The sequence below is a fragment of the Arthrobacter sunyaminii genome (genome assembly GCF_018866305.1).
GTDB lineage: Bacteria > Actinomycetota > Actinomycetes > Actinomycetales > Micrococcaceae > Arthrobacter_B > Arthrobacter_B sunyaminii.
The window spans coordinates 3,475,678-3,487,740 of the sequence record NZ_CP076456.1; the positions used below are offsets into that span (position 1 = coordinate 3,475,678).

The 12,063-nt window shown below is 66.9% G+C and carries 10 protein-coding genes; 4 read left to right on the forward strand and 6 right to left on the reverse strand.

Annotation, left to right across the window (positions count from 1 at the left end; translation table 11 throughout):
* Nucleotides 1-46: 46 nt before the first annotated feature.
* Nucleotides 47-1,105 carry an iron-siderophore ABC transporter substrate-binding protein gene (locus tag KG104_RS15750; protein WP_207347747.1) on the reverse strand — a complete coding sequence of 353 codons (1,059 nt, stop codon included), beginning with the start codon at nucleotides 1,103-1,105 and terminating at the stop codon, nucleotides 47-49.
* Nucleotides 1,102-1,995 carry an ABC transporter ATP-binding protein gene (locus KG104_RS15755; protein WP_207347746.1) on the reverse strand — a complete coding sequence of 298 codons (894 nt, stop codon included), beginning with the start codon at nucleotides 1,993-1,995 and terminating at the stop codon, nucleotides 1,102-1,104. The genes KG104_RS15750 and KG104_RS15755 overlap by 4 nt, the downstream gene beginning before the upstream one ends.
* A gap of 193 nt (nucleotides 1,996-2,188) precedes the next feature.
* Between KG104_RS15755 and KG104_RS15760 the strand changes: the two genes are divergently transcribed.
* Nucleotides 2,189-3,904 carry a bifunctional 3'-5' exonuclease/DNA polymerase gene (locus tag KG104_RS15760; RefSeq protein WP_207347745.1) on the forward strand — a complete coding sequence of 572 codons (1,716 nt, stop codon included), beginning with the start codon at nucleotides 2,189-2,191 and terminating at the stop codon, nucleotides 3,902-3,904.
* Here the strand turns inward: KG104_RS15760 and KG104_RS15765 are convergent.
* A complete protein-coding gene (locus tag KG104_RS15765; protein ID WP_207347744.1) occupies nucleotides 3,886-4,827 on the reverse strand; it encodes a CPBP family intramembrane glutamic endopeptidase in 942 nt (313 codons plus the stop codon). The genes KG104_RS15760 and KG104_RS15765 overlap by 19 nt on opposite strands.
* A gap of 131 nt (nucleotides 4,828-4,958) precedes the next feature.
* On the opposite strand from KG104_RS15765, the gene KG104_RS15770 reads away from it, so the two are divergent.
* Both KG104_RS15770 and KG104_RS15775 read left to right on the forward strand, forming a co-directional pair.
* Nucleotides 4,959-6,125 (forward strand): sensor histidine kinase, encoded by a 1,167-nt coding sequence (locus KG104_RS15770; RefSeq protein ID WP_207347743.1) that lies wholly within the window; start codon nucleotides 4,959-4,961, stop codon nucleotides 6,123-6,125.
* Complete coding sequence (locus KG104_RS15775) at nucleotides 6,122-6,859, forward strand: response regulator transcription factor (RefSeq protein ID WP_307858999.1); 738 nt, start codon at nucleotides 6,122-6,124, stop codon at nucleotides 6,857-6,859. Before KG104_RS15770 ends, KG104_RS15775 begins: the two co-directional genes overlap by 4 nt.
* Here KG104_RS15775 and KG104_RS15780 read toward each other — a convergent pair.
* Genes KG104_RS15780 through KG104_RS15790 form a run of 3 tightly spaced genes read right to left on the reverse strand, consistent with a single transcriptional unit; the run spans nucleotide 6,786 to nucleotide 9,653 of the window.
* Nucleotides 6,786-7,469: an NUDIX hydrolase gene (locus KG104_RS15780; RefSeq protein WP_207347742.1), complete on the reverse strand. Its 684-nt coding sequence runs from the start codon at nucleotides 7,467-7,469 to the stop codon at nucleotides 6,786-6,788. The genes KG104_RS15775 and KG104_RS15780 overlap by 74 nt on opposite strands.
* The gene (nth, locus tag KG104_RS15785; RefSeq protein WP_258059833.1) at nucleotides 7,466-8,263 is read right to left on the reverse strand and encodes an endonuclease III; all 798 of its coding nucleotides are present in this window, start codon (nucleotides 8,261-8,263) and stop codon (nucleotides 7,466-7,468) included. The genes KG104_RS15780 and nth overlap by 4 nt, the downstream gene beginning before the upstream one ends.
* Before the next feature lie 49 nt (nucleotides 8,264-8,312).
* A complete protein-coding gene (locus tag KG104_RS15790; RefSeq protein WP_207347741.1) occupies nucleotides 8,313-9,653 on the reverse strand; it encodes an MFS transporter in 1,341 nt (446 codons plus the stop codon).
* Between the two features lie 314 nt (nucleotides 9,654-9,967).
* Between KG104_RS15790 and acs the strand changes: the two genes are divergently transcribed.
* Nucleotides 9,968-11,956: an acetate--CoA ligase gene (gene acs / locus KG104_RS15795; RefSeq protein WP_207347740.1), complete on the forward strand. Its 1,989-nt coding sequence runs from the start codon at nucleotides 9,968-9,970 to the stop codon at nucleotides 11,954-11,956.
* Nucleotides 11,957-12,063 lie beyond the last annotated feature (107 nt).

The following is a 12,063-nucleotide window of genomic DNA, read 5'->3' on the forward strand; positions in this document are numbered from 1 at the left end:
ACCGGAGCATGTCCGGTGCCGGACGGTGCTGTTCGGGCGGAGTTGCTCAACCCTGCTCGGTAATGATGTTGACGTACGCGTCGATTGCCTGCTGGTTGGACAGCGGACCGCCGGCACCCCAGACTCCTGCCGGGAACTCGTGCGCACGGCCTTCCTTCACGGCAGGAAGAGCGGTCCAGATCGGGCTCTTCTCGAACTCGCTGACATACCCGTCGGCACCCTCGTCGGCAGAGTAGAAGAAGGTGGCGTTGCCGACGGCGGTGAGGCCCTCGATATCCGTCTGGCCCAGACCGTACGAGGGATCGACGCCGCCGCTGCCGTAGGAGGCATCAATCTCGTCGGTCCAGGCAGCGGTGAGGCCAAGCTCCTCGCCCAGCGCGGTGAAGAGAGCACCCTCGCCGTACGGGCGGATCACCACGTTGCCGCCTTCCATCCATCCGTCGAAGAAGAGGAAGTCGGTGGTCGGCAGGTCAACGGCCTGGACCTTGTCCTTGGCAGCAGCCAGATGTGCGTCGAAGTCCCCCAGTACTTCGGCGGCACGATCGGTGCGGCCGGTCGCCTCGGCGATCATGTTGAACACGTTCTTCATGTTGCCGATCGGGTCCGCGCCGTCCGCGCCGACAGTGGCAAGCACGGGAACGCCGCGTTCCTCGAGCTGGGCGATGAGTTCATCGTCGGCGCTGTAGGCCTCGATGATGATCAGGTCAGGGTCCGCTGCGTAGAGTGCGTCCATGTCGGGTTCGCCGCGGGTGCCGATGTCGGCAACGCCCTCCGGGATGGTTTCGGCGCTTACGTACGTTCCGTAGCCCTCGGCGTCGGAGACAGCCACAGGTGTTACGCACAGTGTGAGAGCGTCCTCGATCTGCTGCCACTCAAGCACCGCGATGCGCTCGGCGGGCTTGTCGAGCTCCACCGTGCGGCCCACGCCGTCGGTCATTGAGACCGCATCGGTGGAGGTGGTCGTCGTGTCTGCCGCGCAGCTCTCGGACGTTGCGGCGGCGACATCGGCAGCTTCGCTGACCTCGGTGGTGCCGCAGGCGCTGAGGGCGAGGGCGGCGACGGCAAGTGTCGCGGCCGTGCTCGCAAAAGAACGGGAACGGATCATCGGTGGTCCTCTCGGGTGGCGCTCCGGGGCGGAGCAGGAACTTGGGTTGCGGTGCGGTTGGCATGGCGTCCAACGGGATCGATGCGCAGATGGTTAGTGCGCGGGTCGAGGGCGACCTCGACGGAGAGCTCGTACACTTCGCTGATGTTCGCGGCGGTCAGTACCTCGAGCGGGCTGCCGGAGGCGTGGATCCGGCCGTCCGACAGCAGGAGCAGGTGATCGGCGATCCGGGCAGCGTGGTCGAGATCGTGCAGCACGATGCCGACAGCAACGCCGTGGTCATCCACGAGGTCGCGGACCAGATCGAGGGTCTCGATCTGGTAGCGGAGGTCAAGATGATTGGTTGGCTCATCCAGCAGGACGACGCCGGTCTCCTGCGCTACGCACGCGGCGAGCCAGACGCGCTGCACTTCGCCGCCGGAGAGTTCCCCGACCGGCCGCTGCGCCATGTCCATGACTCCGGTGGCGCGCAGGGCACGGTTCACGGCGCTGCGGTCCGCGGCGGAGAGGCCGGCAAATCGCCGCCGGTACGGGTGGCGGCCGAAGGCAACCACCTCACTCACCGTCAAGCCCTGGGGAGCCGGCCGCGACTGGGCAAACAACGTGACCTCACGCGCGAACTCGCGCGCACTGAGCAGGGAAGCCTCGCATTCGGGCCGGTCGATTCCGCCGCCCAGCTTTACGGTCCCCCCGTCGACGCGGTGCAGACGTGCCAGGGAGCGCAGCAAGGTCGACTTCCCGCTGCCGTTTGGGCCGACAAGCGCGGTGACCCGGCCGGGTTCCAGCGTCAGCGAAACACCCTGGACCACGAGCGTGCTGCCGTAGCGGAGTACCAGATTCTCTCCGCGCATCGCCTGGAGCCGCGAGCATTGGTCTTGCACTGTGGACATAAGGAACCTGAATCGTCGCGGGCCTGAGGCGGGAGGGCGGCGTACCAATGGCGTTTACGGACCACGCGAGTTAGGGTTGCCAAACCTAATATAAACGATACTGGTGTGACCTATGTAATGAGGAGTGACGCACGTTTTTATTCGTCATGTTGGGTCGGCTGAAGCACCGCCGGCAGGCAGGGACAATGGAACCATGTACGTTGTCCTCTCCGCCGCCGGGCCGGCCTCCCCCGCCGGGTCCCTTTTGCTGCAGGAAATGGACGACGCCGGGCAGCCCGGCGCAGCACCCGCCGTCGTCGCCCCCGGGCACTTGGCCGCCGCGGTGCGGCATTACGAGGAACGGCCGCAGAACGTCCGCTGGGTTTTCGGCAGCACACGGGACATCTATCCCCGTCTGCTGGACGCCGGGGTCACCGTGGAACGCAGCCATGATCTGGCCCTGGTCCGCGGGATCCTGCGTTTTTCCGAAGCCGTGCCGGCGTCCCCTTATATCGACAAACTGCGTGCCGAGACGCCGGGCGAGGATGCGGACCTGCTCCCGCGCCAGCTGCTGCCGGTCCAGCCGGCACCGAACCAGAGCTCGCTTTTTGAGGACCTCGAGGGTTTCGACGCCCTGGCCGGCAGGCGCGGTCCGTCGCCGGAGGACCAGGCGGCCGAGCTGCAGGACCAACTGGCGGCCGTCGCGGCTTCCTCCGCCCCAGGCCGGCTGGCACTGCTGCTGGCCGCCGAATCCGCCGGCGGCCTGATTGCCGTGGAAATGGAACACGCCGGCCTGCCCTGGCGCCGCGATATTCACGAAGCCATGCTGGAGGCCGAGCTGGGGCCGCGCCCGCCCGAGGGGCAGCATCCGGTGCGGCTGGAACAGCTCGCAGCAGAGCTGCGGGACAAACTGGGGAACCCGGGGTTCAATCCGGATTCGCCGCAGGAACTGCTGCGCGCCCTGCACCGGGCCGGCATCGAGGTGAAATCCACCCGCTCCTGGGAGCTGCAGCAGCATGAACACCCCGCCATTGCTCCGCTGCTGGAATACAAGCGGCTCTCGCGGCTGCTGAACGCCAACGGCTGGACCTGGCTGGATGCCTGGGTGGACGGCGGCAGGTTCCGGCCCGAATACGTGGTGGGCGGGGTGGTCTCCGGCCGGTGGGCCTCCCGCGGCGGCGGTGCCCTGCAGATTCCCAAGTACGTGCGTGATGCGGTGCGCCCGGATCCGGGTTACCGGTTGATTGTCGCCGATGCCGCGCAGCTGGAACCCCGGGTGCTGGCCGCTCTGGGCCGAGACAATGCCCTGGCTGCCGCGGCCCGCGGAAAGGACCTGTACCAGGGCATCGCGGACCAGAACTTCAACGGCGACCGGGCGCTGGCCAAAATGGCCATGCTCGGTGCCATGTACGGTGCCACTTCGGGTGAAGCCGGCCGGCTGATGCCCGCCCTGACCCGGTCCTACCCGCAGGCAATTGGAGTGGTGGAGCGCGGTGCCCGGGCAGGGGAAGCCGGAAAGACGGTCAGCAGCCATTTGGGCCGCACCTCGCCGCCGGTCTCCGAACGCTGGCTGCGTGCCCAGCAGACCGCGTCCGCCGAGGAACAGCGCCGCGCCGATTCCCTCGCCCGCTCCCAGGGCCGGTTCACCCGCAACTTTGTAGTGCAGTCCACAGCGGCGGAATGGGCGCTGTGCTGGCTGGCGGAAATACGACGGCGGCTGCGGGCGGCGTCGTCCTCCTCCCCGGCGGGGCAGCTGGTCTTTTTCCTGCATGACGAAGTGATGCTTCATGTGCCCGCTGACCGGGCAGATGAGGTCAGCGCCCTGGTCACCGAGGCCGCTGCGGCAGCCACCCGCCTGCTGTTCGGCCGGATCCCGCTGGAATTCCCGGTGGTGGCCGTAACCGTGGATTCCTACGCCGAAGCCAAGTAACGCTCCGCCGCACGCGACGGCACAGGAGCCGGGAACCAACGGATGACGATCAGGGAGTAGGCCAACAGGAAGGCCAGCGAGAAGGGCAGGGCGGCCCACGGCAGGTCGGTGGCATTGAGGTCCCCGAAGCCCGCCGCGCCCAGGCCGAACGCTCCCAGGTTGTTGATGACGTGCAGCGCGATCGCTGCTTCCAGCCCGCCGGTGCGCCAGGTGATCCAGCCGGCCGCGACGGCAAAGGCAGCCACGTCAATCTGCCCCGCCGGTCCGTAGCCGTGGCCAAGGACAAAGAGGGGAACCGGCAGCAGAATGGCGAAGGCCGGATGGCGCAGCCAGGAACCGATGCCCTGCATCAGCAGACCGCGGAACACATACTCCTCAGCAGTTGCCTGCACTGGCACCAGCGCCAGGACCACCAGCAGCAGAAGCCAGACATCACCGGGGTTTGGTCTCCCGTCCGGGACTCCGCCGCTTCCTCGCAAGGACTCCGGCACCAGCAGGCTCAGGGCGTTCAAAGCCGCGAACAGGCCGGCCGCGAGGACGAGCGGCTTGGGAAACAACCGCCAGCGCAGCCGGCCGGTGACCGAAGAGAGAGTTCCGGCGGAACGCCTGCCGCCCCACCGCACGCCCAGTGCCGCCGCGGGCCAGAGCAGGCAGACGGTTCCGAGCAGAAAGGCGAGCTGCACCGGGTCCCCGAGGTCTGATTGCGCTGACAATGCCCGGTCAACCATGGCGGAAACCTCCGGCACAAAGATCCCCACCACCGCTGTTATCCCCATCGACAGCATGCTCAGGACAAAGAACAGGACAACCATGACCAACACCGTGGTCAGCGGATGCCACCAGCGGTAGCCGGGCAGGGAGCGGGGCAGGCGGTGAAAGGGATAGGCGGGAGCGGCGGCAGGATGATCAGCAGAGAAAGTCATGCTCCCAGCCTGCCCGCCCGGCGCCGCGTTCCGCTTCGGCCCATCGGCTCCCGCCACCAGCCACATGACGGAAAAGACTTCATGCTTTTGGCTAATTGTTCTCCGGCAGACCGCTCACTAGGATTTCTAGAATGCCGCTCCCGACTCAACGCCCCAGCCCCTGGAAGACGGCCGGCATCACCGCCGCCGCCGCGGCAGTCGGGGTCCTGGTTTTCCTGATCGTCCGCGGCTCCATGCTGCCGCCGGACGACTCCGATCCGCTGCCTTTCATAGGGCTGATGTTCCTGGACTTCATCCTGGGTCTGACCGCCGTCGGCCTCCTCCCCATCGCCCTGCGCCGGTCACCGGTGGGCGCCGGACTTGCCATCATTGCCCTCAGCGGACTCTCCACCCTGGCCCTTCCCGCCGCCTGCCTGTGCATCGTCCGCCTCGCGGCCCTGCGGCGACCTCGTCTTCTGGCCGCCACTGCGCTTGTCTTTCTTGCAGCCGTGTTGGTCGACTTGGCGGTCAACCCGGTTGATGGCGCCGAAGACTACGGGTGGGTGCTGTTGATCGCTTTGGGCATGCTGGGAGTTCTGGTGCTGATCGGGCTGAACCGCGGCGCCAAAAGAGCATTGATCGTCTCCCTCCGGCAGGAAGCGGACAGCGCCCGCCGGGAACAGGATGCGCGGGCGGATCAGGCACGGCTGGCCGAGCGCACCCGGATCGCCCGGGAAATGCACGACACCCTGGCGCACCGCCTGAGCCTGATCAGCATGCATGCCGGCGCCCTGGAATACCGCACCGATCTGGAGCCGGAGACCATCCGTTCCACGGCCGGGGTCCTCCGGGAGACCGCTGCCAAAGCTGCGTCGGAGCTGCGCCAGGTACTGGCCGTTCTTCGTGAAGAGCCGGAGGCCACGGCGCCCCAGCCCAATATCTCCGCCATTCCGGCACTCGTGGAATCAGCCCGGGCGGCCGGCACCGACATCACGCTGAGCATCGAACCGGCGCTGCTGGCAGCCGGAGCGGATGGTCCCGCCGATGCCACCTCCCGCCATCTGTACCGGGTGGCGCAGGAGGGCATCACCAACGCCCAAAAACATGCTCCCGGCCATCCCGTGGCTGTGTCCCTCACAGGTGCACCCGGGGAGGGCATCACGGTGACGGTCAGTAATCCGGTTTCCCGCTCCACGTCCCCTGCACCGGACGGGCTCGGCCTGATTGGGCTGGCCGAGCGGGCCAGGCTCTCCGGCGGCTCCTTTGAATCGGGTGCTAAGCGCGGGGTCTACACCACCGCAGTGCAGGTTCCCTGGTGAGCACCGCGTCAATCAAGGTCCTGCTCGCGGACGATGAACCCCTCATCCGTGCAGGGCTCCGGCTCATTCTCGACGGGGCGCCGGATATTGCCATCATCGGTGAAGCTGACGACGGCGACACCGCCGTTCGGCTTGCCGCCGAGCTAGCGCCCGACGTCGTCCTCATGGACATCCGGATGCCTCGCCTGAGCGGCATCGCCGCCACGGAGCGCATCACGGCGGCGCCGGAGCCGCCCCGGGTGATCGTCCTGACGTCCTTCGACACCGATGATTTCATTCTGTCCGCGCTGCGTGCCGGTGCGAGTGGATTCCTGCTCAAGGACACGCCGCCGGCAGACATGGTCTCTGCCGTCCGGGCGGCAGCTGCCGACAACCTGCGCTTCTCCCCCGGTGTCCTCAAGCGCATCGTGGCGGCCGCGGCGGCCGCATCCGCAGAATTCTCGGAGCCCGCGTCACAGCACAACCCGCTGGCGGTCCTCAGTGAACGCGAGCACGTCATTGCCCGGGCCGTTGCCCGCGGGCTGACCAACGCTGAAATCAGCGCCGAACTCTACGTCAGCATTGCCACCGTCAAAACCCACATCGCCAACGCCTTCACGAAGCTGAACGTCACCAACCGTGTCCAGCTGGCCGTGACCGTCCTGCAGGCCCAACCAGCGTCTACAGATCGGGAACGATTTCCCGGTTTTCATCCCAGGGCAGAGTCCAGCCCAGCTCCTCAAGCACCCCGCTGAGGATGATTCCCGTGAAACCCCACACCAGCACCCCGTTCACGAGGAAGGCGGGCGAGCGGTGCTTGTTCCGGCCGTGGCTCATCACCGCGGTGCGACGGTTTTCGGGGTTCAGCAGGTCCGCCACCGGGACCCGGAACACGGACGCCGACTCGCCGTAATCCACCACATCCACCGGGGTGGGCCGGTCCCACCAGCCCAGCACCGGAGTCACCAGGAAGTTGCTGACCGGCAGGCCAACCTCGGGCAGCGTGCCCAGAACGACGACGCCGTCCGGGTCCAGCCCCGTTTCCTCCTGCGCTTCGCGCAGGGCGGCGGCCTCCGGGCCGGAATCCACCGCGTCCACGGAGCCGCCGGGAAAGGCCACCTGCCCGGGATGGTCGTTCAGGGTGGCGGCCCGCTCCACCAGCAGGACATCCAATTCCTCGGGAACACCGGCGGTACGGAAGTCAGCGGGCTTGTCATCCAGGTTGCCGAAGAGGATCAGCACCGCGGCACGGCGGGCAGTGGCCGGGTCCACGCTGCGGCGCAGCAGCTCCAGATTCGCGTCGAAGCTGGTGCTGCGGGCCGAGGCTGAAACACCCAGCTCCCTCAGATCGGCGTAGGCGCTCATGCTTCCAGCCCGTAGCCCGCGGCACGCAGCTGGGCACGGGTCTCAGCGGCCATCATCCGGGCGTGCAGTTCTTCGCGGCCCGGAGCCAGCTCATACTTCAGCAGTTTTTTCGCCTTTTCCGGATCTGTTTCGCCCTCGCCGTAGGACGGGCACAGCGCGGCCACCGCGCAGGCGCCGCAGGCCGGGTTCTTGGCGTGGCAGACCCGCCGGCCGTGGAAAACCACCCGATTGGACAGGGGCGTCCAGTCCTTGGGTTCAAACAACTCGGCGACGTCCTCCTCCACCTTCACGGGGTCCTTGGCAGTCGTCCAGCCGAACCGGCGTGACAGCCGGCCAAAGTGCGTGTCGACCGTGATCCCGGGGATGCCGAAGGCGTTGCCGAGCACCACGTTGGCCGTCTTCCGGCCCACTCCCGGCAGCGTGACGAGCTCTTCCAGCTTGTCCGGCACCTCGCCGTCGTACTCATCCACCAGCCGGGTGGACAACGCCTTGATGCTGGCGGCCTTGGCCCGGAAGAAACCGGTGGGCCGGATCAGCTCCTGCAGCTCCGTCTCGTCCGCCTCGGCCAGTGCCTTGGCGTCCGGATAACGGGCAAACAGCGCGGGAGTGACGGCGTTGACCCGGATGTCGGTGGTCTGCGCCGACAAGACGGTGGCCACCAGCAGCTCAAACGCGTTGGTGAAATCCAATTCAGCCACAGCGTAGGGGTACAGCTCCCCCAGCATCCGGTTGATCTTCCGGGCCCTGCGTTTCAGGGCCAGCAGGGAGGGATCACTCCCGGTTGCCTTTGCCACTTGGTTGGTGTCCTTCTGTTGCGCCGCTGCGGTGGTGGGGGTTTCCGGACTACTCGCCGGAATCCTCACCAACGCGCTCGATGTTGCTCAAGTCCCGCAGCACGCCGATGCGGCCGGTGCGCTTGTCCTGGACCAGGAATTCGGTGCCGCGGTCTTCCAGGCCCAGCTCCCAGTCTCCCGGGTGGAACATGAACAGCGGCAGTCCGGTGCGTTCATCCACGATCTGGCGCGGGGTTCCCACCGCAAACCAGAATGCTTCCACCACGTTTTCGGACTCTTCACGGGTGGCGCTGATGGATTCATTGCCCGACGACGGCACCTGGGCCGAGGCCTGCGTGGCCGGTTCCGCCTCGGCGGACTTTGCCCGAACCACCGGGTTGACCGTGGTGGCCGCGAGGGCATCCTCGCTGTCCGGCGCCGCTGCGGGAGCCTGAGACCCTGCGGGAGCCTGAGTCGAAGCGGAACCCTGGGATGCGGCGGGTACCTGAGTCGAAGCGGAACCCTGGGATGCGGCGTTCTGGTCAGCTGTGGATTCTGCCCGGGCTGAGTCGGCAGGAACAGCTTCCGTGCGGGCAGGTTCCGTGCGGCCCGCTCCGGAGCCGGCTTCCGCGGCATCTGCCGGGATGCCGTTAACGGCGGGGGCATCGGCGCCGGGGGTCACGCCGTCGTTAGCCTTGCGGCCAAACAATCCGGTCGGGGCCAGCTTGCCCATACCCTTGCCCATCCCTGCGAAGCGCGATTCTGCAGGCTCGGCGCTGTTGCCGGCGTTCTCACCGGTGCCGTGCTCCGCACCGGCGGCCGTGGCTCCCTGTGGTGCGGGCTTGGCCGGACGGCGGCGCAAACGGACAGCGTCGCGGGCCATGACGTGGGCCGGTGCCGCGGGGCGCTCGTCGAACTCGCGGGAGAAGGGCGGGATGTGCGGTGCGAGCGTGGTGGAGGCCACCAGGCCCAGGGCTCCGATGAGGGTGACCAGGGCGCCAATCGTGAAGTCGTTGACCATCTGCAGGAAGAAGAAGGCCACCGCCAAAACAGCTACAACGGAACCAAACTGGTCCACGGAGAGCGAGCCAACGCGGTATTTCAGTTCGGGAGCCATCCGGCGGGCGGCAAAGAGCCCGGCGACGAGCAGCGGCAGGATGATGCCGATTCCGAGGAAGAACAACGGCGTCAGCGGGGACCAGAAGGTGGCTTCCAGGCCGAACGCAAAGCTCCACGGCAGCAGGGAACCAATCAGCATGAGGAGGACGGAGCCACCGACCACGGTGTCCCGCAGGCCAAACGGACCCAGGACTGCCGTCCGGGCGTTGTCCTCGCCGGCGGAATGAATCTCCGACGGTGCCGGAGTCTCCGTCGCCGTTCGGGCGTCGTTCTCAACGGGGGGCTGGTTCATTCGTTTCTCCATTCGCGGCCGCCGCCTGCAGGCCGGCAGAACATCTGCGGTCCGCGGCAGGGCGAGCCGCCTGCACTGGTAAAAAGCGGTTGCTTCCCTGCACAGCCTAGTCAACGCCGGCACCGCAGACTAGCCGAACTGCCGCTGCGACACGGGCCGTGATCTACCGCTCACCGCACAAATACCCCCGTTACCGGGCCTGAATGTGACGGTTAACACACTGGCGGCCGATCGGCGTTAGGGTAATTGCAACGCTACGGCAGCCCCTCGATCCGGGCTGGACCGTGGGCGACAGCTAAGCGAAAGGGTTCATGATGTCTGAACAGTCCCCCGTCAAGCAGCAAGGCGACGCACTGGAGAACCTGCTCCACGAGCGCCGCAGTTTTCCGCCCAGCGCGGATTTCGCCGCCGGCGCGGTTGCCCAGCAGTCGGTCTATGACGAAGCAGCGGCCGAAGGTCCGGAGTTCTGGGCCCGCCAGGCCCGCAGTCTGCTGACCTGGGACGAAGACTTCACCGAGACCCTGGACTGGTCCGACGCGCCCTTTGCCAAGTGGTTTGGCGGCGGAAAACTCAACGCGGCCTACAATGCCCTGGACCGCCATGTTGAAGCCGGCCGCGGCGACCGTGTGGCCATCTACTTCGAGGGCGAGCCCGGTGACACCCGCACCTACACTTATGCCCAGCTCACTGAAGAGGTCAAGAAGGCCGCCAACGCCTTCGAATCCCTGGGCGTATCCAAGGGCGACCGGGTAGCCGTGTACCTGCCCATGATCCCCGAAGCCGTGATCACCATGCTCGCGTGCGCCCGCATCGGAGCGGTCCACTCGGTGGTGTTCGGCGGGTTCTCCGCTGATGCACTGCGCAACCGCATTGACGATGCCGAAGCCAAGCTGGTGGTGACCGCCGACGGCTCCTACCGCCGCGGAAAGCCCACCGCCCTGAAGCCCGCCGTGGATGAATCACTGGCGAAGGAAGGCCATACCGTCACCAGCGTCCTGGTCGTTCGCCGCAACGGCGAACCCGTCGAGTGGACCGAGGGCCGGGACATCTGGTGGGAGGACGCCGTCGGTTCCGCGAGCGCCGAGCACACCGCGGTGGGCCACGACTCCGAGCATCCGCTGTTCATCCTCTACACCTCCGGCACCACGGGAAAGCCCAAGGGCATCCTGCACACCACCGGCGGCTACCTGGCGCAGACGGCGTTCACCCACCTCAACACCTTTGACCTGAAACCGGAAACCGACGTGTACTGGTGCACCGCGGACATCGGCTGGGTCACCGGGCACAGCTACGTCACCTACGCCCCGCTGGTCAACGGTGCCACCCAGCTCATCTACGAGGGCACCCCTGACACTCCGCACCAGGGACGCTGGTGGGAACTGGTGGAGAAATACAAGGTCTCCATCCTTTACACCGCGCCAACCGCCATCCGCACCTGCATGAAGTGGGGCCGGGACATTCCCGGAAAGTTCAATCTGGACTCCATCCGCGTGCTGGGCTCCGTGGGCGAGCCCATCAACCCGGAGGCGTGGATGTGGTACCGCACCGTCATCGGCGCCAACGGCAACCAGAAGGAAATCCCGGCACCCATCGTGGACACCTGGTGGCAGACGGAGACCGGCGCGCACATGATTGCCCCCATGCCGGGCGTCACGGCCACCAAACCCGGTTCCGCACAGGTTGCCGTTCCCGGCATCTCGATTGACGTGGTGGACGAGATGGGAGAATCCGTGCCCAACGGATCCGGCGGTTTCCTGGTCATCAAGGAACCGTGGCCGGCCATGCTGCGCGGCATCTGGGGCGACCCTGAGCGCTTCAAGGCAACCTACTGGTCCCGGTTCGACAACATGTACTTCGCGGGCGACGGCGCCAAGAAGGACGAGGACGGCGACATCTGGCTGCTGGGCCGCGTCGATGACGTGATGAACGTGTCCGGACACCGGCTCTCCACCACCGAAATCGAGTCCGCACTGGTAAGCCACCCCTCGGTGGCGGAAGCCGCCGTCGTGGGCGCCGCGGATGAGACAACCGGCGAGGCCGTGGTGGCCTTTGTGATCCTGCGCGGCAGCGCCAAGGACGACGACGACATTGTCGCCACGCTGCGCAACCACGTGGGCAGGGAAATCGGTCCGATCGCCAAGCCGCGGCACATTCTGGTGGTGCCGGAGCTGCCCAAGACCCGTTCCGGCAAGATCATGCGGCGCCTGCTCAAAGACGTCGCCGAAGGCCGCGAGGCCGGGGATTCCAGCACGCTGGCGGACAACACCGTCATGCAGCAGATCGCGGAGTCGATGCGGAGCTAACGTCCCGCGCTGAGCCAACAAACGCTGAGCCAACAAAAGGTGCACGCCCCCGGACCGGGGCGTGCACCTTTTGTGTTTTGTGTTCTGTGTTTTCCGGGGTTGTCCCG